Origin of the sequence: Reichenbachiella agariperforans, assembly GCF_900142205.1 — a bacterium.
Taxonomy (GTDB): domain Bacteria; phylum Bacteroidota; class Bacteroidia; order Cytophagales; family Cyclobacteriaceae; genus Reichenbachiella; species Reichenbachiella agariperforans.
Window position 1 is genome coordinate 627,920 of the sequence record NZ_FRAA01000001.1, and the last position, 22,518, is coordinate 650,437.

Here is a 22,518-nt window from a genome sequence, read left to right on the forward strand (position 1 = left end):
AAAGTAAATTAGAGCCATGAAACACACTTCACCATATCACGCTACTGTTTTAGGATCTGGCTTCTCAGGGATGGCGGCAGCTTCTAGCCTAGCGAAACATGGCTTGAATGTTGATGTTTTTGAGAAGAATAGTGGCCCTGGTGGGCGCAGCAGCTTGTACCACGAGGCAGGGTTCACCTTTGACAAAGGGCCAAGTTGGTACTGGATGCCAGATGTCATGGAAAGGTTTTTCAATCGCTTTGACAAATCTACATCTGACTACTTTCAGCTTAAAAAACTCGACCCAGGGTTTCGCATCTATTTTGGCAAAGGAGAGTCTATAGACATACCTGATACACTAGAGAAACAAAAGGCTCTTTTTGAATCCCTAGAATCTGGTAGTGGAGTCAAACTAGAAAAATTTCTAGCAGAATGTAAGATCAAGTACGATGTAGGCATCAACGATCTGGTCTACAAGCCGGCCTATTCTCTGCTAGAGTTCATGTCGTTTGATACCATCTACAAGATGATCAAGATGAATGCACTACAGTCTATTCACAAATACGTCCGTAGCATCTTCAAGCACCCATACATTCTATCGTTACTGGAATTCCCTGTGCTATTCTTAGGTGGGACTGCCAAAACAACTCCCTCACTCTACAGCCTAATGAACTACAGCTGTCTATCGCAGGGCACTTATTATCCCATGGGTGGCTTCTACCAACTATCTGATGCCATGTACCAGCTGGCACAAACCCAAGGAGTCAATTTTCACTTTAACGCTCCAGTCGAACAGCTTTCTATCCAAGACAAAAAGATCAACCAAGTCACCAATGGCCAAAACTATCCTACTGACGGATTAGTATCATCTATAGACTACCACTACTTCGAGCAGGTGCTGATGAAGAACCAAGCAAACTATAGTGAAGCCTACTGGGGTCAGCGAGTCATGTCTCCATCTGCACTAATATTTTACATAGGAGTCAAGGGAAAAGTAAAAAACCTGATCCATCACAATCTATTCTTTGACGAAGATTTTGATCATCACGCCAAAGACATCTATCAAACTCCACAGTGGCCCGAAAAGCCACTCTTCTATGTCTGTTGCCCAAGTAAAACGGACGACACTGTCGCACCAGCGGGTGACGAAAACCTATTTGTACTGATGCCACTAGCCACAGATATAGAAGATACCGAAGAGATTCGTTCTCGGTATTTTGATAAAATCATGGGGCGATTAGAAAATATCATTGGGGATAAAATAGTTGATAGAATAGTAGTCAAAAAGAGCTACTGCATCAACGATTTCAAAGCAGAATACAATTCATACAAAGGCAATGCCTATGGATTGGCTAATACGCTGATGCAGAGTGCCATGTTTAAACCGACAATGAAAAGCAAAAAGATCAAGAATCTATTCCACTGTGGTCAATTGACTGTACCTGGGCCAGGTGTCCCCCCTGCCATCATTTCTGGTCAAGTTGCTGCTGCTCAGTTAATGTCTCACTTTAACCACGACTCGTATGAAAAGTATCTTTGATGATATATCCTTCCGATCCAGTAAAACCATCACGAGAAGCTATAGTACCAGCTTTTCGATGGGTATTTACTTTTTGCATCGCAGTATTCACGATGCGATTTATTCTATTTATGGATTTGTCCGACTGGCAGACGAAATCGTGGATTCCTTTCATGGCTATGACAAAGAAGCGATGTTGCAGCAGATTCGTAAGGAAACACAAGCCGCCATTGATCAAAAAATCAGCATCAACCCCGTGCTTAACGCCTTTCAACATACAGTGCATAACTATCAGATCGAATGGAAATTGATAGATCTGTTCTTGAAAAGCATGGAAGCTGATCTGATTGAAGACAAACACAATCTCCAGTCCTTTGAGGCCTATATCCTCGGGTCAGCAGAGGTGGTTGGCCTCATGTGTCTGCGTGTATTCACCAATGGTAACAGTACGATGTACGAGCATCTAAAGCCTGCTGCGATGAAACTCGGATCGGCTTTTCAAAAGGTTAATTTTCTCCGAGACCTAAAAGCTGACTACCAAGATCTCGGGCGATCGTACTTCCCTGATGTCGACATGAGTCAACTTCAGGACTGTGAAAAAGAAAAAATAGAGCAAAGCATTCTAGCAGATTTCGACGATGCTCTGATAGGTATCAAACAACTACCTAGCAACTCTAAACTCGGAGTGTACCTAGCTTACATTTACTACAAGCAATTGTTTATTAAAATAGCCAAACTCCCTGCCAACCGTATCATGAACGAAAGAGTACGTATATCTAATGGATACAAAGTCCGCCTGATGCTTAACTCTATTTTCAAGTATCAAATGAATATCATCTAACTCAACCTTTTAATCCAAAAACTCATCCTTAAATTTGCGTCAAAAGCACTCCTCATGGAAGAAGTAGTATTAGTAGATCATCTTGACAATGAAATCGGTACAGCAGAAAAACTCACTGCTCACCGTGATGGTTCATTGCATCGTGCATTCTCTATTTTCTTGTTTAACTCCAAAGGTGAAATGCTGCTACAGAAACGGGCGGCAGGCAAATACCATTCTGCAAACCTGTGGTCCAACAGCTGCTGCAGTCATCCTCGACCTGCTGAAAACTTGGCAGATGCTGCACATAGACGAATGCGGGAAGAATTAGGAATCACCACGGATCTGAAATGGCTACTGAGCTTTCAGTACAAAATTGATTTTGACAATGGGCTAATCGAGCACGAGCTAGACCATGTATTCGTAGGACAGACGGATCAGCCTATGCTCCTCAACCCCGACGAAGTATCAGAGATCAAATACATCAATCCAGAACAACTCAAAAAGGATATCGCTGTACATCCAGACCAATACACTTTTTGGTTCAAGGAACTGGTCGATCGTGTATTAGACAACTATCAACCTTCTATACTATGATGTGGATCAATATACTGGTCATGCTGCTAACCACTGTCATGATGGAAGGAGTCGCGTGGGTTTCGCACAAGTACCTCATGCACGGCCTCCTATGGAGACTTCACCGTGATCATCACGACAAAAAATCAAAAGGCTGGTTCGAAGAGAACGATTTCTTCTTCCTGATTTTTGCAATCCCAGGCATAGCCTTGACATACCTCGGTTTCCATACGATGGCGACTAGTGTCGTCTTTTGGGTAGGTGCTGGGATTACACTGTATGGCTTTTTGTATTTCTCTATACACGACATTTTTATCCATCAGCGTTTCAAATGGCTCTCCAAATCCAATCACCCCTATTTTCAAGCGATCAGACGAGCACACAAAGTACATCACAAGCATCTAGGCAAGGAAGATGGAGAGTGCTTTGGCATGCTTTACGTTCCCAAAAAGTACTTTAAGCAGTACCAAAAGAAAACGGACTAATGGATCGATTCACCTATTTGATTATCGATCTCGGGGCTTTGACAGTTCCTTTTCTATTCAGTTTTCATCCTAAACTGAGATTTGATCGGGAGCTCAAATATTACCTCCCTGCGATGTTTATAGTAGCCATACCATTTTTGGTGTGGGATCAATATTTCACGAGCATTGGTATCTGGGGATTCAACCCTGATTATCTAAGTGGGCTATATATTGGACAATTACCGATCGAAGAAATATTGTTTTTCCTATGTATCCCCTACGCCTGCGTATTTAGTTACCATTGTTTTATCGTCGGAAAATTCAATAAGATATCTAGCCAATCGGCCAGTATGATTATTATGGCGATCTGTGTAGTACTAGTAATCATATTACTCTTTCATTTCGGGAAATACTACACCACCTCCACATTCGTCCTGCTGGTTGGGAGTTTAATCTACCTGACATTCGTACGAAGAGCCGAATACATCAAAGACATCCTATTTGCCTATACCTTCCTACAAGTCCCCTTCTTTATCACCAATGGTCTACTAACAGGATCATGGATAGATGAGGCCATCGTCTGGTACAACGACACAGAAAATATAGGCTACAGGATCGCGACTATACCGTTCGAAGACACCTTCTACGGCATGTTACTTATTCTTTGGAACATTGCACTCTATGAGTGGATCAAAAAACGCTATTCGAAAACCTCTACGATAGGTTGACCCGTTGCACCACTCGGTAGACCTATATTGAGCAGCATAGAGATCGTCGGAGCTATATCCGTGATCGGATGGTAATCGTAGGTTTTCCCCTTGTGTACTCCCCATCCATAAAACAACATCGGTACATGCGTATCATAGCTATAATGAGAACCGTGTGTCGTCCCTGTATTTTCACCATTAGGATCACCGTCTATCCAACCAGAATTAATAATTAAAAGGATATCTCCTGACCTGTGCTGATTGTACCCAGCTGCTAACATGGATACATCATAATTATTACCAGAATAGTTACTGATATCATCACCATCATAGACAGCATTGATTCCGTCCGTTTTTTTCAGAAGTGAAATCAAATATGCTTTAACATCCGACACTGTAAGACTACTTTCTCCTATCAAGTCGTGATTCAAAAATAACTGCTCATTGCTGACACTTTCTATCAAACTATCTATCCCGAAGGCTTCATTCAGCTTGGCATTAAGCACTTCACGTGCCGAACGCTCACCCCAATAATCTGCAGGCATGTGCTTTTCCTTCATCGCCTCTGGGATCGGAGCTACCGCATGATCAGCCGTCAAAAACACCGTCCACTGCCCCTTGCCTACTTTCTCATCCAAAGCCTGAAACAAAGATTCTAGATCACGATCCAAGCGAACATAGGTATCTTCTACCTCTTTAGAGTACGGTCCAAAAGTATGGCCTACATAATCTGTTGACGAAAAACTCACTGCGAGAAAATCCGTCACTTCATCCTGTCCTAGCCCTTCACTCTCCAAACTGGCTTTAGCAAACTCCGCTAAGATAGTATTGCCCCAAGGAGTAGACTTAATCAAGCTCCTTGGCTTGCTATATGCTTTCAAATCATAAGGAAAAGTCGCCTCATTTTTTCCAGCAAAAGGACGCTCTCCAGCTCTATTATCATCACCAGACTCGACATATTTCTCTATTGGGAAGAAAGTCTCCCAAGCCCCCTGCATATAACTATCTGCTAGGCCTTGCTTGTTGAACTTTTTGACCCATTTAGGCAAAGCCTCCTTATAATAAGAGCTCGTCATGAACTCACCCGTCTGGGTATCATACCAATAAGCAGCATCTGGTTGATGTCCCGCTGGCAGTACCGCTCCTCTATCCTTGATTGACATGCCTATGATTTTGGCTCTCTCTTGATAAAATAGCGCCAGCTCATCCGTGACAGTTGTAGTTTGTAGATTGACAGGTGATATTTTACCTGTCTCTGCTGATCCTCCTACCTGTGTCATCGTCTCATCTTCTACACAGTACCTATATCGTTTCTCCTCCTTGTCATACCAGTCGTTAGCGATAATTCCGTGGACTCGGGGAGTCGTCCCAGTATAAACCGAAGCATGACCAGGCGCCGTCTTGGTAGGGATATAATTGAAGTGGGCATTTTTCACCTCAAACCCATCGTTCATGAGGCGCTTGAATCCACCCTCACTATAATGATCATAAAACCTGTAGAGGTACTCCTCACGCATCTGATCCACGACTATACCTACTACCAATTTAGGACGTTTGACGCCCTCCTGACTCACTCCAACAAAGCCTGAAAAAAGGCCTACTATCACTAAAATTATCCTATTCATTTTATCATTTTTTAAGGATTTCAAGTTAAATCAAACATTGACATTCGATGTTAACTGTGAATTAAATTTTTAAAATTAATTTTGCGGAAAATTAACAATTTGAATCTCTCTACAAGTCTCATCCCCCAAACAATATTTGAAAGTGTCACTGAGTCGGCATCCGAACTATCAGTCGATACCTATGTAATAGGTGGTTTCGTCAGGGATATATTGCTCAAACGCCCATCCAAAGACATAGATATCGTCTGTGTGGGTAGTGGGATTGCACTTGCCAAAACGACTGCCAAAAAACTAGGTACAAAACGAGTCACCACCTACAAGAACTTTGGTACGGCCATGATCAAGTATGAAGAGCATGAAGTAGAGTTCGTAGGTGCACGAAAAGAGTCCTACAGACAAGAATCTCGTAAACCAACGGTAGAAGACGGCACGCTAGAAGATGACCAGAACCGCCGAGACTTCACGATCAATGCTTTAGCCATCAGTCTCAGTTCCAACAACTATGGCGAGCTGATCGACCCTTTTGATGGAGTCAAAGATCTGAAACGAAAAATCATTCGTACGCCACTAGAGCCTAGTATCACCTTTTCAGATGACCCCCTACGCATGATGCGCGCGATTCGATTTGCTAGCCAGCTCAACTTCGATATCGATCCAGACACCTTCGACGCGATCATCAACCAAGCAGACCGCATCAAAATCGTATCGAAAGAAAGAATCATCGTCGAACTCAATAAAATTATCTTATCCAAAACACCTAGTTACGGATTCAAGCTGCTGTTTCAATGTGGACTGCTCAAGCTTATCTTTCCTGAGATGACAGACCTCTACGGCGTAGAAACACGTGAAGGCAAATCACACAAGGACAACTTCTATCACACCCTACAAGTCCTAGACAACATCTCCGAAAACACAGATGATTTGTACCTCAGGTGGGCAGCCATCCTACATGATATCGCCAAACCACCTACCAAACGATTCAACAAAAAAGTTGGCTGGACCTTTCATGGTCATGAAGATCGTGGAGCTCGAATGACTCCTAAAATTTTCAAGCATCTCAAACTACCCCTCAACGACAAGATGAAGTATGTCCAAAAGCTAGTAAGACTACACCTCAGACCTATCGCCCTTGTCAAAAAAGAAATTACCGATTCGGCAGTGAGGAGATTGCTATTCGAGGCTGGCGATGATGTGGACGATCTCATGACACTCTGCAAGGCAGACATCACCACCAAGAACCCTAATAAAGTTCAACGCTATTTACAAAACTTCAAAGTCGTAGAGCAAAAGCTCAAAGACATAGAGGAACAAGATCAAGTCAGAAACTTCCAGCCTCCAGTGACTGGAGAGGAAATCATGGAGATATTTAACCTAAAGCCCTCTCGTATCGTTGGGGATATCAAAAATGAAATCCGTGAGGCTATTTTAGAAGGTACTATCCAAAATGACAAAAAGGAGGCACTGAATTTGATGTACACCATCGCCAAAGAAAAGGGTTTGGAGAAGTCATAAGTTCAGCACTACTTTGCCCACCACTTTAAAATCCAGAATATGAAAAGATATATCGCCATATTAACGCTAGCACTGTTCGCTGGTATTAGCATCCATGCAAACGCTCAGGAAAAAACAGAGCAACCAAAAGATTCTCTCACCTATGCAGACATGCAAATGAGAAAATACTACAGCATCTACCAGTTGGCCAATCAGTTCAACGATCCGAATGTAGCGAGAATGGCTCTCTACGAAATGCTCATGCTCACAGCCAACCAGCCTGCGATACTTGATTCTCTAGCGATCAACTACTACTCGATGAACCAGTTTGCATCCGCTGCATTGGTCTCTCAGGAGAACTTAAAAATCAATCCAGACAATCAAACTGCACTAGAAATCGCAGCACTATCGTTTCAAAACCTCGGGGTGATGACCAAAGCGCTCGACAACTACGAGACGCTTTTCCTCAAAAACAACAACACCAATACACTCTACCAGATGGCTTTCTTGCAGTTTCAACTCAAGCGCTTCAAAGAATCAAAAACATCCACAGAACTACTACTCCAGCGCAAAGACGTAGATGAGATCAAATTGAGATTCAATAAAGTAGACAAAACCCAACAAGAAGTCTCCATGCGTGCTGCGGTACTCAACCTACAAGGACTCATCGCAAAAGAAACTGGAGACAACGAAAAAGCCAAACAACTCTACCTAGATGCACTCAATGCTGCACCAGGATTCGAACTAGCTCAAGTAAATCTCAGAGAATTGAAAAAACCAGTAGGAGAATAACAACTGGCAAAAATCTTTTAACAGCCTCTATAAAGCGTCAATAATTGCTTTGTAGAGGCTTTTTTCATAGCACAATGTATAACTCACTACTATTAATCGACTAGGAACATAATCAATCAACACGTTTCTTCCACCCATTATCTAAGGATAACTTTCAATATCTCTGCCACCTGCTCTAATTTGGTGTATCTTGTGCATACAATTCATTATCTGTAGATATTAATCATACACTTCGCACGTTCATAGCGAACAAAAGGCTCTTCTTTTAATTCGTCCTTTCTGATTATTGATACACTGGTTGTCAACTTCATGCCTGACAACTCGCAAGTAGCATTTATTACACATCTAATCACACAGTCTCTCTCATTTCATTAGTGATGTTGGACTTCAATCAAAAAAGAGTATCCTATGGTATTATCGAAAATGGGCGTTATTGGAACTTCCAAAAAAGAAGACGAAAGGCGTGTCCCGATTCATCCAGAACATTTAAACAGACTTCCAGAAAACATTCGCAAAAAGCTCATTTTCGAAAAAGGTTATGGCAAACCGTTCAACATCGATGATGAAGTCATTGCTAAGCAAACAGGTGGTATTGCATCCCGGTCAGAGATTTTATCAGACATTGGATCTGTCATTATAGCTAAGCCTATTTTAGCAGATTTGAAAGAGTTAAAAGAAGGGGGACTTATATGGGGATACCCCCACTGTGCTCAACAAATGCAGATTACCCAGACTGCCATTGATAGAAAACTAACCCTAATTGCCTTTGAGGATATGTTTGTTTGGACCCCAAATGGGGCGATGGGCAGACATACATTTTATAAGAATAACGAAATGGCCGGTTACTGTGCCGTCATCCATGCGCTACAACTCAAAGGCATAGATGGTCACTATGGCAACCAACGAAAAGTGATCATCTTCAGCTTTGGTGCGGTAAGCCGAGGTGCAATATATGCCCTGAAAGCCCATGGGTTTAGAGACATTACCATTTGTATTCAAAGGCCTGACCATGAAGTCCGTGAGGAAGTACTGGATGTCAACTATGCCCGTATCCAAAAAGGAGGGCATGGTGAGCCTAGACTAAAAGTTGTCGAACATGATGGATCCGAGCGCCCTCTTCTGGATCTAATCAATGAATCAGAAATCATCATCAACGGCACTTATCAAGATACGGATGACCCCATTGATTTTGTCATTGAAGAAGAGAAAGAAAGCTTAAGGGTAGGTACGCTAATCATCGACGTGAGTTGTGATGAAGGTATGGGCTTTTATTTTGCTAAACCGACCACCTTTAGTGCTCCCATGTTTTCAGTAGATCGCATAGACTATTATGCAGTAGATCACACGCCGAGTTACTTCTGGGAAAGTGCCTCGAGATCCATATCCGCCGCCCTCATAGTACACCTAGAATCGGTGATCAATGGTAGACTAGGCTGGGAACAAAACCCAACAATCAAAAACGCAATCAACATAGATCAAGGAACAGTGGTAAAAGATGCCATCCTTAGATTTCAAAACCGTCAAATGGACTACCCTCACCTTGTGAACTAGCCCAATCTATGGGTAAGCTTTGGGCTGGTACAGAATGAATAAAAAGAAATTCAAAAGAAGACATCAATACAAAGCTTACCCATCATATACCATCATCCACTGATTTGGTACCCATAGACCTCTTCTAAAATATTTGGTTCAGACCTTACTTATCCCTTTTAGCTCTAATCATACTATGCGCTATAGTGAGGTCAATCTCATAGTCCTCATGATGAAAAATGCGTGAGATCGCACCTGATTCGATCAGGTCTTGAGGCGCACCACAGACCACTGGCTGATTAAAATCCATCAACCATAACTCATCCGCAAAACGTATCGATAGATCCAGTTCATGGGTTGACACCAGTATTCCCTTATTCGTCTGTGCTTTGATCTGTGCAAACAAACTAAACATATCCAATCTATTCACGATATCCAGATGTGCTGTAGGTTCATCCATTAGGATAAAATCCGTATCCTGTGCCAATGCTCGCGCCACCATGGCTTTCTGAAACTGACCATCACTCAAAGTACCTAATTTGGCATTCTCTATATAATTGACCTTGCACAGATCGATAGATTCCTCAATTTTGGCTCTATCCTCCAACTCCTCCTTTCCAATCCAGTTAGTGTACGGAAACCTACCTAACGCAACCAACTCACGCACATTCATGTTGGACATCCCAATCTTGTCTGTCGTGATAATACCGATTTTCCGAGCGAGTTCGCGACGATCTACCACCTTGATCGATTCTTCACCGATTGCCACCTCTCCTGAAAGCGGCTCTTGTAGACCAGCCAAGGTTCGTAGCAACGTACTCTTCCCTACTCCATTTTGTCCAATCAAACACACGAGCTTACCAGGTCGCAATGCCAAATTGACATCAGACGCAATGCATTTTTTATCATATCCGATAGATAGACCAGTAGTATGTAGCGTTTCCATCAGAAGCTATTTTGTAGATTTTTCTTTTTGACAATCAACCAAATCACCAAGGGTCCCCCAAGTAGAGAAGTGATGGCATTGAGTGGCAGAGACTGGGGCAGACCTGGCAAACGTGACACCAAATCGCAGATCAATAACACTACCGCACCGAGTATTCCAGCATAGGGTATCAGCTGGCGATGATCTGCCGTATCCAAAATCATCCGAGCAATATGAGGACCAGCCAATCCAATAAAAGCAATCGGACCACAATAGGCAGTAATGGCCCCAGCCAATAAAGCCGTCACCGTGATAATCGCATATTTGGAGAGCTCCAGGTTGAGCCCCGCATTTTTGGCATAGGTATTTCCGATAAGGTAGATATTGAGAGGTTTGATCAAAAATACAGACCCTATCCATCCCAGTATCAAAATTGGTAGTAACAACCTCAGTTCGCTCATCGTGACACTACCCAAATCCCCAAAAGTCCAGAGCAAATAAGATTGTATATCCTCAGGATTACTAAAAAACTGCATCACGCTGACCAATGCCCCCGTCGCACTGCTAAACATCAAACCGATGATAAGCAAGGAAGTATAATCAGCTACCTTGGTCGAGAAATAAATCACCACCAAAAACACCAAAAAAGAACCCAAAATAGCACCAAACGTCAACGATATATCAGAACCAAATGACCAGCCTACCAATGAAAAAAAAGTCCCGCCCAATACAACTACCGCCACTCCTAAACTAGCACCAGAGCTAATGCCAAGTACAAATGGTCCCGCCAGTGGATTACGAAAAAAGGTCTGCATGAACAAGCCACTGAGACTCAAAGAAGCACCTGCAGCAACTGCTGCAATCGCTCTGGGCAATCGATAGTTCACCACAATGTTCTGCCAAACCATCTGATCCTCAGCTGGCGAAAAGAGTATCTCTATCAAGTCTTGCACTGGTATCCATACCGACCCTACGATGATGTTAAGGATGAACAGTACGACGCAGAGTAGGCCCAGAAAAAGCTTAGATTTTAGCACTTGTTTGATTTCTTCTCTTGATAATCAAACAAAGCTAATCGAAACGAGATAGTGCACAAGGGATAAGTACAATTCACAAGCCTACTATTGAAGCTGCTGATAATAGTACAACTCATAGTCAGGCAATAGTTCGGGGTGAAGAATCTTCACGTGATCTGCTAGCAAAAGGTGTGGCTGAGCATTGCCAGACTCGAAATAGTCATTACCTCCACGCTCAGACGTACGACGGGTGTAGCCATAGATATTTCCGTCTGTATAGGCCTTAAAACCCGCATAGCGCTCGTCTGCATTCTTCATAGCTTCTAGGGATTTGTAATCCGCCACTCCGATCCAGTACTGTGCCTCGTAGGCCTTGGCATACACTGCCTCAAAATCAAGATTCAGCCAACCACTTGCCTCGGTATCTGACCAGAGATACTCCCCTCCTGCCTCTTGGATCATTAGCCCGTTATAGTTATTGCCACTAGGCATGAACCAACTCCCTCCATAGAGACTACCAGAAAAAACCGTCGGTCGCTGCTCTGTCTGCACCAGTGCCAACAACGAATCATAAGCGGTTGCTACTTTATCGAAGTATGCCTCAGCTTCTTTATCCTTTCCAGTCAGATGACCAATGAATTTGATCCATTCAGCTCGTCCGAGAATGGTAGGCTCCATATAGTCAGGCGTCATCACGACCGTTTGCCCGAGTTCCTCCAGCTTATTAAGTTGACGGTTTTCGCTTCCAGAGCTAAATGCCAAGATCACATCAGACTGCAAACTCAAGATACGTTCTACATCTAGCTGTCCTTCATTCCCAACTTCTAAGGTCTGTTCATTGGCTACCTGCTGATTGATCTGTTCTGAGTAGATGTACTGGGTATCAGCAAACCCCACGAGGCGATCTTCAACACCCAATATCTCTAGAAAAGCCAAGTGCGTTGTAGAATTCGATACAATCCGTTGCACTGGATAAGGTACCATGATATAGGCAGATTCATCAATACCTGCTGGTATTACTCCATCATAGAGCAAATAGGCAATTTCCTCATCACTCCCATTCCACGGTTTATTGATACGGATTATTTTGTACCCTTCATGCTCCTCTACCGAAAAGCGTTCTGCATAGCTAACGCCAGTGGGTTCTTCGGCAGCTTTTGAATTAGTAGTAGTCTCACAGCCCCAAAACAGGGTAATGACTAAGAATAGGCTCAGTTGTCTCATAAGCCCGCAAGCTCGGACTTTTCTACTAAAAAAGAAAAGATGCTTGAGAGTAGTCTATCCTAACCTTGAATTTCCCTCACTACACCCGTGCAAAAGGACAATGACGATGATTAATTATTCACTTTATTAAACTGCTCTTTCTTACGGATTTTGATCAAGGAGTCAAACTTCCGCTTGATTGACAAGTTATTTTCAATCAAATCGTTAATCACTTTGTATGGAATAGACATTAGCCCCAGGTCAGTATGCGCAATAACGGTCCCCTCGTTTGCTGTATTATTGAGCAACTCCATCTCTCCAAAAAGCTCCCCTTTCTTGGCCGTACCTACATGAGTACGTTCCTCTCCATCTTGCTCGACATAGATAGCTACCTCACCCATTATAATCAAGTGTACATGATCTGAAAGTTCTCCCTGCTGTACAATAACCTCCCCTTGGCCGTAAGAGTTATAATTTGATTTCTTAATCATACTCTTTAGATCGACGACAGTTAGTCCCGAAAACACTGGTGAATTCAATATCAACTTAGACTTAGACAAAAGGAAAGCCTCTTTATCAAACTCTTCAAAAGGCCAAGGTTTACTGTAAGATACTGGGTTAGGAAGTTTCACGCTATTTCGTTTCGCTCCGTACCATATCTTCGTATATAGTTCGTCTTTGATGAGTTCAGATTCCCAAAAATCATCGATAAAATACAACACTTCGTACTCTACCTTGTGATTATCAAAATTGACAGTCTTTACCTCATAGGGTGGCTCTTTACGAATATTGGCAGTATTCTGAATTATCTCTTCTATGATACCTTTAACCTTATTAGGTGGCACTTCATTGTTAAATGCTACACGCACACTCTCAGCGTGAAATTTATTGGGTCGAGAGTAATTCAAGAACACCTGCTTTCCAAGGTATGAGTTTGGGACAGTGATCATATCATTCTGACGATTGACGATACGGATAGCACGCCAGTTTATCTCCACAATCTTGCCATAATGACTATCGATTTGTATCCAATCCCCTGTTGCAAAGGGCTTTTCATAGATCAGTGATATTCCAGCAAATAGATTACCCAAAGTATCCTGCAATGCCAATCCCAGTACCAATGAGGTCACCCCTAATGCTGTAATTAAACTCCCCAAATCAGAACCCCAGATTTCAGATGCTATGACTGCAAAACCAATAGCAATCACTATCATCCGCATGATCTGCTGCAAAAGCTTTGGCACACGTGCTTTTCTATCATCTTCAATATCAGAATCCGTAAAGAATATTTGATTGATAAAGTTGATAAACAAATACAAGCCTATAATCCACAACAGGGTTTCGTATAGCTTTAAAAACACTACTGGAATCTCGTAAGGTATTATTTTGACGAGCACCAAGTAAACTGTCAATAGAGGTAAAAAAACATTTTTGAGCAGACGCACCGTCTGTGCCGAAGGATGATCAGCACGTTTAAGTCGGTGATTAATCTCACTCAGGAGTATGGCGAGTACAGGATATAAAGTAGCTATCAATATCCCCCAAAAAGTTACACTGTCCTTATTCATTTGTTATATCTCTATTGATAGCCCGTACTACATTCCACACTTTGATCCCTTCTAGTCCTTTTACGCCCTGCTTCTCCTCCATTTCATAGATATCTACTAGGTTTTCATAGATCGACTCACTCACCAAGATCTCATCTTTCTCGGCAAAATCAGATAAAAAATTAGCCGTATTAACTGCCTCACCCCACACATCATATTTGAGTTTCTTTCGGCCTACTATTCCTGCAAACACATCACCAGAATTGACTGCTACAGCCAATCCCAACTTCAACTCATTGGTATCACTGTACTGCCTGACGATACGTCTCATTTCCAATGCAAAATTTACTATAGTCGTATTGTGATCTAGCTTAGGTGTTTCCACCCCGCTCACTGCAAGATAGTTATCTCCTATAGTCGTCACCTTTTCGATATCATACTGTGTCCCTAATGAATCAAAGGATTCCACTAGGTCATTGAGAATCTTGATCGACTCATGTGGCGGTCGTTCTCGGGACAACGCTGTAAAACCAGTAATATCCGCATAAAGTACAGTAACATTGCTCTGTCGGATAATCAAATCTTGTTCGCCAGCTTTCCATCTTTCTGTAAAAAGATCCGGCATCAGGTTCGATACCAACGTATCAAAACGGTTGGTCAACCGAGTCAATTTCTTGTCATAATCTCGAACGCTATCTGCGATCGTATTAAAAGACTTGGCAAGCACCTCATATTCATCAAATGTCTGAATCTTAACTTTTGCAGTTAGATCGCCTTCACTAATTCTTCTAGCACTTTCGATCAACTTAAAAATTGGTCGTGTAAACAGCGATGACGACAACATACCAATGGCGGTAAATAAGATAATCGCTACGACGAGTATAATGATCACAAACTGTCTATACCGATGCAGTTCACTCAAACCTTCTGACTCATCCTGCTCTGCAATGATGGCCCAATGCAGCCCAAACTTCTCAAATGGAGCATAAGAACTCAGGACATCTTCTCCCATGAAGTTCTCTACAATCTTGTGATTGGTGACCCCAGATAACGCTTCTCTACTCGCTTCTGTATTAATATTTTGAAAGAAAACTGAAGTACCAAATCGCTCGATCATTTTGATCTGAGTATCCGAATCTTTAACCTTTCTAATCGTCTTTAGGTACTTGGCCGAGTCTTCCAAAAGCATGCGTGCATCATTTCTCATCAAATAATCCGAGCCTACTAAGTATATCTCCCCTGTCTTACCTAAACCATCATCTTCCCAATCCTCACCAGCGCTCATGATCTGGTTGACACGGCTAATGGGCATCTGTAGTGCTATAATCCCTACAAAATCATCCTCACTATAGACAGGAGCTGCTACAAAAGAAGACGGAGTACCCAATGAGGGACGGTACAATTCAAAATCCACAAATTTACCTCCATGTATATCCTTATTGTCCAGTATCTCCTGAACCAAATGCCCTAGGTTACTAGAACTATATGGACCTTCCTTGAGATTCGTTGCAAAATCGGGTTCTTTCTTAACGGTATAGACTACATTTCCTTCTGTGTCCATGAGTAACACATCATAGAATTTCATCTCCGACATAAAATTCTTCAGACGATTGTGTACCGTAGCGGCTATTCTATCATAGTCTAATATGGAGGTTACTCTATCCATCTTCTCTTTCTGCCCCGTTGGATATGGATTGTTTGCGATATACTGGTACTGCAAGTACTTCCCAACAGGCTGTTTTGGCACATAAAGTTTCTTGCTACGATAGATTTCTATGTTCGCTTCGAGCTGATCCAAATAGTCATCATAGTATGCATCTAATTTTCTCTCTTGGCTTCTCGTAAGTCTCACGCTATTGAGATCTTCGAACGCAGGTCCCAAGTCACGTAAGCAGACCGAAACAATCGAATCCTTACTGATATACTCTACTTGATCTTTGATACTAGCAAAGTACCCATCGATGTGATACTCACGACTGGTTCTTAGTGAGGTCAATTGATCATACACTCCTGCTACAATAGCATTTTTGGCTTTGTTATAGCTAAAGAGCGAAACTATCAGGGTACTGACTATACTTACGAGTACGACAATTACGGTAAGTTTGGATTGTATACTGATCGAAACCAACCCACGATAATTCTTTGGCAGCATTTGTTAAAATTTGGTTAGAAATATGAGTTAGCACTCAGACTACCAAATTAGCACAAAAAGTGAATAATGAAGATGCGAATGAAAGGAAATAGCGGATACAAAAACCAAAACCCGGCTTCACCGGGTTTTGGGCTGAGTTGGTCAAGAACCAATCTCTTCCTTGTCGATCGAACCGTGCCGATCCTATAGTTAAATATAACGATTTAGTATTTAATATTTTACAATCGAGTTCTGTTTTTTCTTAATGCATGCGACTCATTTCGTATAGAATTCATCAAGAACTCCCCACAAAAATAGCGATCACAATCACCAAGATAGAACTACCTCATCAGAGCCAACATCAGAGCCAAACTAGAGCCTGCTAACACTTGAGAAACAATCTCACTATAGCGATTGTTAAAATTGATACAAGTGAAAATATTCTTCATCTAAACTTCTCACTATCAACGCTGAAGAAATCTAACACAGACGCTTCATGAAATTTCATAAAAATATTAATTCACAGCTGTTGTTTAATAAATATTTTGCTCCTACTTTTGCATCGCAATTGAGGGATTTAGTACTCAAAAGCACTACCAGGAGCGGTAGTTCAGTTGGTTAGAATGTCTGCCTGTCACGCAGAAGGTCGCGAGTTCGAGTCTCGTCCGTTCCGCAAAAGCTTGTTAGTTTACTGACAAGCTTTTTTATTCAAGTAATGAATCATTACGCATTCACATCGTACAATTCATTTTCATTACTTTGAATAATAAATTAAAACTACCAGGAGCGGTAGTTCAGTTGGTTAGAATGTCTGCCTGTCACGCAGAAGGTCGCGAGTTCGAGTCTCGTCCGTTCCGCAAAAGCTTGTTAGTTTACACTGACAAGCTTTTTTTATACCCCATACTTTAGAAACACGATTCATGGCTGTTTTTATAACTTTGAAGGTAGTTTAACATAATTTGAGACTTTGGCTATTGCCAAAGAGGGGTAATATGTTAAATTTGCAGTCATTTTATTATTGATCAAGATCTATAAAGCGTAGTATATTAATGGATTTATTTGAAAAATTTTCGACAGACATGGGGCCACTTGGCCAGCACTCAGACATGGATAATACTAATTATTACATGTTTCCAAAGCTGGAAGGACCTATCTCTCCGCGCATGCAGTTCAGAGGAAAGGAAGTATTGACATGGAGTTTGAATAACTACCTAGGTCTTGCCAACCATCCTGAAGTAAGAGAGGCTGACACAAAAGCCACACAAGAATGGGGTCTAGCTTACCCAATGGGTGCTAGAATGATGACGGGCAACACTGAACATCATGAAAAGTTTGAAAATGATCTAGCAGAATTCGTACAAAAAGAATCTTGCATGCTCTTGAACTTTGGCTACCAAGGCATCATGTCTGCTATCGACGCGATCGTAGGCCGTAAAGATGTAGTCGTATACGATGCTGAATGTCATGCATGTATCATAGACGGTCTTAGACTCCATGTAGGCAAGCGTTTTGTCTATCTCCACAATGACATGGAAAGCCTAGAAAAACAACTCGTTAGAGCTGAAAAACTAGCAAACGAAAATGGAGGTGGAGTTCTCGTAATCACTGAAGGCGTCTTTGGGATGTCTGGCAGCATGGGCAACCTCAAAGGAGTGGTCGAACTCAAAAAGAAATTCCAATTCAGACTATTAATCGACGATGCGCACGGCTTTGGTACTATGGGTACGACAGGTGCAGGTACTGGTGAAGAGCAGGGAGTACAAGATGGAATTGATTTGTATTTCTCAACTTTCGCCAAGTCTATGGCTAGCATCGGTGCTTTCATCGCAGGTGATGAGAAAGTAATTGAGTTCTTGAAATACAACGTTAGATCACAAATCTTTGCTAAATCACTTCCCATGCCATTAGTGCTTGGAAACCAAAAACGTCTAGATTTACTCAAGTCTAGTCCTGAATTAAAGGACAAGCTTTGGACAATTGTCAATGCCATGCAAAAAGGTCTCAAAGAAAAAGGCTTCAACATTGGCAAAACACAGTCTCCAGTAACTCCGGTATTGTTAAATGGTGTATGGCAGGAAGCGGCCAATATGATCACTGATCTAAGAAACAACTACAATATCTTCTGTTCTATGATAGTGTACCCTGTGGTTCCTAAGGGCGTTATTATGCTCAGAATCATCCCAACTGCAGCACATAGCTTAGACGATGTAAAAGAAACAATCACTGTTTTCGAGGAGATCAAAAAGAAACTCGATGATGGCGTTTATCAAAACGAAGAAGTAGGCCAGTTGGTCTAAGGTAATTTCTACAAAAAACACACTCTATGATGTGTATTTAATGTTTTTTGATATAAATTGCCCCCCTTGTATAATATTCAATAACCTTAAATTATAAAACAATATGGACAGATTTAATGAAATAAAGGACTTGATCTTAGGATTAGAAGGTGATTTCGACAAATTCTATGACAAAAAGAATCAAGCAGCTGGTACGAGAGTAAGAAAAGGCATGCAAGATTTAAAAAACCTTGCTCAAGAGATCAGAATTGAAGTTCAGAACATCAAGAACGAAGGTTAATTTGATCTATCCTGTAAGGAAATAAAAAAAGGAGTGATGTACATCACTCCTTTTTTTATAGGTCAATTTCTAACCATTCCTTTTTATAACTACAACTTCTTCCCAGCAGCTGCTAACATCGTATATAGACTATCACTAGATGTTACGAGAGGAAGTCTCAGTACATTTTCTGATATAACCTTCATACTATGCAAGAGAGCCTTCACTCCTGTTGGATTTCCTTCTACAAATAGCAGACCTAATACCTCTACCATAATCGTATTCACTTCCTGTGCCTGTTCCAAATTACCCGCCAGCATCTCATTTACCAAATCAGAGGTCTGACGAGGCATAGCATTAGCAATTACAGAAATCACTCCATGCCCTCCTGCTTCCATAAACGGAATAATCAAATCATCATCACCAGAGGTTAATAGAAAATCTTCAGGCATAGCTTCTGCGATCTGCTTACACTGCTCTACATGCGTACCAGAAGCTTCTTTAATTCCAATAATATTAGGATGCTTTGCTAGTTCTAAAACAGTAGACACTTCTAAATTGACGCCTGTACGTTTAGGGACATTGTATAGAATAATAGGCTTGCTCGCGACGTTAGCTATTGCTTCGAAATGCGCCTTCAACCCTTCTTGACTCGGACGGTTATAGTAAGGGCATACTACTAGAAATGCATCTACATTTTCGGTAAATTCTTGATACTGCTTCACCAAAGCACGCGTATCGTTACCTCCGAGACCATAGACTACCGGAAGGTTCTTGGCGTTCTTTGATTTCACAAAACGCAATACCTCTATCTTTTCCGCCTCACTGAGTGTAGGGGATTCCGCAGTAGTTCCCATCACGACGAGGTAATCTACCCCTCCTTCTGATACATGACTGACCAGTGACGCCAACGCGTCAAAGTCTACATTTTCATCCTTATCAAAAGGCGTAACCAATGCAACCCCTGTACCCTTAAATCTACTATTCATTTCTTACATTTTTTATATAATGATGTACCTGACGGAGCAATGCTCCAAAATCATTTCCATCATGATTAATCATCATTTCAAAATAATCACTCTCACCTTCAGCAAACACCCCTACTCGACATGAAGCCTTAGCGGTCGCCATGAGGTTGCGTGTATATTGGTTCAACCCTTTGTCTAAAGTGATCAAATAATCAAAGGGAGTTTCGTTGAAAGACCGAACTTCAGATTTTTTCCACTTACCACTGGATCCCAGATCTCTATCACTAAAAAATGGATAATCAAAACTATCCGCCTTCTTCACTTTCGGGATATAGGTGATCACCTTGACCGATTTACCCTCAGCCTCCAGTTCCTTGACCCAGTCATTGACCAATTCATGATTTTTTTCGGTCGTGTAGGTGTATAAAATCCCCAATTGCTTTGCCTCTAGATAGCTCATAGAGCCTTGCTTTGCCTTATGCTTCAGTGCAAATTTGGTTTTCCATTTGACTAGGTATTTTCCAATCATATTCCGTTTGTTAACATCTCTTCAAAGTCACTTTCAGAAATGATTTTAATCCCTAATTTATTTGCTTTCTCTAGTTTGGCGGGACCCATTTTATCTCCTGCCAAGAGGTAATCTAACTTGGCAGAAATAGATGACACTACCTTCCCTCCATTATCTTTAATCATATCCTTGAGTTCGTCTCTGCTGTGGCGCTCAAATACACCTGATATCACAAACCCCTTCCCTCCTAACTGGTCACTACTGGTCTCGAACTGCTTTGCATCTACTTCCATCTGAAGCCCAGCGGTTTTTAACCGACTGATAAGCAACTGATTTTCTTCCTTCTCAAAATAACTAATCAAACTCCTCGCTATACGTTCGCCAATCTCAGGGACTTCTATCAGTTGCTCAAATGTAGCTCCCATCAGCGCATCGATATGCTTAAAATGTATAGCCAACTTCTCTGCTACCGTCTTCCCTACGAACCGAATACCCAAACCAAAAAGCAGCAACTCAAAAGGAGCTTGCTTGGATGCTTCGATACCCTTGAGTAGGTTCTGAACACTGAGTTCTTTAAAGCCCTCTAATTCGATAATCTGATCATAGGTCAAATCATAGAGATCAGCTACATTGTGCAGATAGCCCTTTTCGTAGAGCAGTTTGATCGTCTGCTCTCCTAAGGAATCTATATCCATGGCCTTGCGATGAATAAAGTGTTCAATCATCCCTTTGATTTGCGGTGGACACGCGTCTATATTTGGGCAGTAGTGATTGGCCTCTCCTTCGTAGCGCACCAGTTCTGTACCACATTCGGGACAATTTTTAATGTACTCAAACGGTAGCAATGAACTATCTCGCTGCGTCAAGTCAACACCGGTCACTTTGGGAATAATCTCTCCCCCCTTTTCTACAAAGACGTAATCTCCTACACGTAAATCCTGTCGAGCAATCTCATTGGCATTGTGTAACGAAGCACGCTTGACAGTCGTCCCTGCTAACAGCACAGGTTCTAACTCCGCCACAGGCGTAATCGACCCTGTACGACCGACTTGATACACTACGTTATTGAGTTTCGTCAACGCACTCTCTGCTTTATACTTATAGGATATCGCCCATCTTGGATTTTTAGCCGTATAGCCCAGTTCATTTTGTTGATCTAGGCTGTTGACCTTGATTACGATCCCATCCGTATCCACATCGAGTTCGTGGCGCTTATGCTCCCACTTTTCGATATAGGCGATGACATCTTCTATATTCTCACACTTGAGGTAGGTCTGCGAGACGTGAAACCCCCACTGCTCTAGCTGATGGATAGATGCCTCATGCGACTGCACCGAATTTTCTTCCCCTAGTAGACTGTACAAGTAACAATCCAACCTACGGGCTGCAACGATGGATGAATCTTGCATTTTCAAAGTCCCAGAAGCAGTATTTCTAGGGTTGGCAAGTTTCTCTTCGCCCGCTGCTTCTTTTTGCTCGTTGAGCAGTGCGAACATCGTACTGGGCATAAACACCTCTCCTCGTACTTCGAACTCTTCTGGTATCTGGTCTCCGGTTATGCGAAGAGGAATAGAACGAATCGTACGCGCATTCGCCGTGATATCATCTCCACGGGTGCCGTCTCCGCGAGTAGCTGCCTGTACTAAAACACCATCTCGATAAGTCAAACTAATCGCTACCCCATCAAATTTTAGTTCGCAAAAATACTCATACGGTGAGCCTCCAAGTCCTTTCTCGACACGCTTGTCAAAATCACGCAGTTCGTCCGCCGAATAAGTATTCGCTAGTGACAGCATGCGATGTTTATGAATCACAGTATCAAAATCTTTGGTAATCGTCCCTCCTACGCGCTGAGTAGGAGAATCATTTTTCTTGAGTTCGGGAAACTCATTTTCCAAGGCTGCCAGTTGCTCCATCATTTGATCAAACTCATAATCAGACACATCCGACCTACTCTCCTGATAATACTGATGATTATACAGGTCGATTTGCTCTGTGAGCCTTTTTATCTCTATGGTAGCCTCTTCTCTATTCATTGATTTTTAGTCTCCAACAGCGGTCACAAATTTATAAATAGTTTGGAAGTTCAAGCCGAATCTGTTCAATATTGAAATGGTATTTTAAAATTTTAACTAATTCGGTGTTAACTGTTAATTAATGC

General features: G+C 42.0%; 19 protein-coding genes and 2 tRNA genes. 12 read left to right on the forward strand and 9 right to left on the reverse strand.

From position 1 onward, the window contains the following. Positions 1 to 16 precede the first annotated feature (16 nt). From BUB99_RS02340 to BUB99_RS02360, 5 genes are read left to right on the forward strand one after another with little or no spacing between them, the layout of a single operon-like run. Positions 17 to 1,519: a phytoene desaturase family protein gene (locus BUB99_RS02340; RefSeq protein ID WP_073119095.1), complete on the forward strand. Its 1,503-nt coding sequence runs from the start codon at positions 17 to 19 to the stop codon at positions 1,517 to 1,519. Further along, the gene (locus tag BUB99_RS02345) at positions 1,503 to 2,339 is read left to right on the forward strand and encodes a phytoene/squalene synthase family protein (protein ID WP_073119096.1); all 837 of its coding nucleotides are present in this window, start codon (positions 1,503 to 1,505) and stop codon (positions 2,337 to 2,339) included. Before BUB99_RS02340 ends, BUB99_RS02345 begins: the two co-directional genes overlap by 17 nt. A gap of 54 nt (positions 2,340 to 2,393) precedes the next feature. Then, on the forward strand, positions 2,394 to 2,915 hold the full coding sequence (idi, locus tag BUB99_RS02350) for an isopentenyl-diphosphate Delta-isomerase (protein WP_073119098.1): 522 nt from the start codon (positions 2,394 to 2,396) through the stop codon (positions 2,913 to 2,915). Beyond that, entirely contained in the window at positions 2,912 to 3,379 is a 468-nt protein-coding gene (locus BUB99_RS02355; protein ID WP_073119100.1) for a sterol desaturase family protein, read from the forward strand. Before idi ends, BUB99_RS02355 begins: the two co-directional genes overlap by 4 nt. Then, a complete protein-coding gene (locus BUB99_RS02360) occupies positions 3,379 to 4,086 on the forward strand; it encodes a lycopene cyclase domain-containing protein (RefSeq protein ID WP_073119102.1) in 708 nt (235 codons plus the stop codon). Before BUB99_RS02355 ends, BUB99_RS02360 begins: the two co-directional genes overlap by 1 nt. Here BUB99_RS02360 and pafA read toward each other — a convergent pair. Next, positions 4,059 to 5,690, reverse strand: a complete 1,632-nt coding sequence (gene pafA, locus BUB99_RS02365) for an alkaline phosphatase PafA (protein WP_073119104.1) — start codon at positions 5,688 to 5,690, stop codon at positions 4,059 to 4,061. The genes BUB99_RS02360 and pafA overlap by 28 nt on opposite strands. A 99-nt stretch (positions 5,691 to 5,789) precedes the next feature. Here pafA and BUB99_RS02370 point away from each other — a divergent pair, with 99 nt between their 5' ends. The 3 genes from BUB99_RS02370 (at position 5,790) to BUB99_RS02380 (ending at position 9,524) form a co-directional block, all read left to right on the forward strand. Further along, positions 5,790 to 7,202, forward strand: coding sequence for a CCA tRNA nucleotidyltransferase (locus tag BUB99_RS02370; RefSeq protein WP_073119105.1), 1,413 nt, complete (start codon positions 5,790 to 5,792; stop codon positions 7,200 to 7,202). Between the two features lie 39 nt (positions 7,203 to 7,241). Then, on the forward strand, positions 7,242 to 7,973 hold the full coding sequence (locus BUB99_RS02375) for a tetratricopeptide repeat protein (protein ID WP_073119107.1): 732 nt from the start codon (positions 7,242 to 7,244) through the stop codon (positions 7,971 to 7,973). Positions 7,974 to 8,381: 408 nt separating this feature from the next. Then, a complete protein-coding gene (locus BUB99_RS02380) occupies positions 8,382 to 9,524 on the forward strand; it encodes a N(5)-(carboxyethyl)ornithine synthase (RefSeq protein ID WP_073119108.1) in 1,143 nt (380 codons plus the stop codon). Between the two features lie 145 nt (positions 9,525 to 9,669). Here BUB99_RS02380 and BUB99_RS02385 read toward each other — a convergent pair whose 3' ends face one another. From BUB99_RS02385 to BUB99_RS02405, 5 genes are all read right to left on the reverse strand, one after another. Continuing rightward, the gene (locus BUB99_RS02385) at positions 9,670 to 10,449 is read right to left on the reverse strand and encodes an ABC transporter ATP-binding protein (RefSeq protein WP_073119110.1); all 780 of its coding nucleotides are present in this window, start codon (positions 10,447 to 10,449) and stop codon (positions 9,670 to 9,672) included. Then, positions 10,449 to 11,465: an iron ABC transporter permease gene (locus BUB99_RS02390; protein ID WP_139280864.1), complete on the reverse strand. Its 1,017-nt coding sequence runs from the start codon at positions 11,463 to 11,465 to the stop codon at positions 10,449 to 10,451. Before BUB99_RS02390 ends, BUB99_RS02385 begins: the two co-directional genes overlap by 1 nt. A gap of 84 nt (positions 11,466 to 11,549) precedes the next feature. Further along, complete coding sequence (locus tag BUB99_RS02395) at positions 11,550 to 12,668, reverse strand: ABC transporter substrate-binding protein (protein ID WP_073119114.1); 1,119 nt, start codon at positions 12,666 to 12,668, stop codon at positions 11,550 to 11,552. 110 nt (positions 12,669 to 12,778) lie between these two features. Then, positions 12,779 to 14,215: a mechanosensitive ion channel domain-containing protein gene (locus BUB99_RS02400; RefSeq protein ID WP_073119116.1), complete on the reverse strand. Its 1,437-nt coding sequence runs from the start codon at positions 14,213 to 14,215 to the stop codon at positions 12,779 to 12,781. Beyond that, a complete protein-coding gene (locus tag BUB99_RS02405; protein ID WP_073119117.1) occupies positions 14,208 to 16,346 on the reverse strand; it encodes an adenylate/guanylate cyclase domain-containing protein in 2,139 nt (712 codons plus the stop codon). The genes BUB99_RS02400 and BUB99_RS02405 overlap by 8 nt, the downstream gene beginning before the upstream one ends. Before the next feature lie 578 nt (positions 16,347 to 16,924). Here BUB99_RS02405 and BUB99_RS02410 point away from each other — a divergent pair. The 4 genes from BUB99_RS02410 (at position 16,925) to BUB99_RS02425 (ending at position 18,902) form a co-directional block, all read left to right on the forward strand. Continuing rightward, a tRNA-Asp gene (locus BUB99_RS02410) sits at positions 16,925 to 16,998 on the forward strand. 110 nt (positions 16,999 to 17,108) lie between these two features. Continuing rightward, a tRNA-Asp gene (locus BUB99_RS02415) sits at positions 17,109 to 17,182 on the forward strand. 192 nt (positions 17,183 to 17,374) lie between these two features. Further along, the gene (locus BUB99_RS02420) at positions 17,375 to 18,622 is read left to right on the forward strand and encodes an aminotransferase class I/II-fold pyridoxal phosphate-dependent enzyme (protein ID WP_073119119.1); all 1,248 of its coding nucleotides are present in this window, start codon (positions 17,375 to 17,377) and stop codon (positions 18,620 to 18,622) included. A gap of 103 nt (positions 18,623 to 18,725) precedes the next feature. After that, positions 18,726 to 18,902, forward strand: a complete 177-nt coding sequence (locus BUB99_RS02425; RefSeq protein ID WP_073119121.1) for a histone H1 — start codon at positions 18,726 to 18,728, stop codon at positions 18,900 to 18,902. Between the two features lie 89 nt (positions 18,903 to 18,991). On the opposite strand, the gene dapA is transcribed toward BUB99_RS02425, so the two are convergent. Genes dapA through ligA form a run of 3 tightly spaced genes read right to left on the reverse strand, consistent with a single transcriptional unit; the run spans position 18,992 to position 22,393 of the window. Continuing rightward, the gene (gene dapA / locus BUB99_RS02430) at positions 18,992 to 19,870 is read right to left on the reverse strand and encodes a 4-hydroxy-tetrahydrodipicolinate synthase (RefSeq protein WP_073119122.1); all 879 of its coding nucleotides are present in this window, start codon (positions 19,868 to 19,870) and stop codon (positions 18,992 to 18,994) included. Then, positions 19,863 to 20,378 (reverse strand): DUF6913 domain-containing protein, encoded by a 516-nt coding sequence (locus BUB99_RS02435; RefSeq protein ID WP_073119124.1) that lies wholly within the window; start codon positions 20,376 to 20,378, stop codon positions 19,863 to 19,865. Before BUB99_RS02435 ends, dapA begins: the two co-directional genes overlap by 8 nt. Then, on the reverse strand, positions 20,375 to 22,393 hold the full coding sequence (gene ligA / locus BUB99_RS02440) for an NAD-dependent DNA ligase LigA (RefSeq protein ID WP_073119126.1): 2,019 nt from the start codon (positions 22,391 to 22,393) through the stop codon (positions 20,375 to 20,377). Before ligA ends, BUB99_RS02435 begins: the two co-directional genes overlap by 4 nt. Between the last annotated feature and the right edge of the window lie 125 nt (positions 22,394 to 22,518).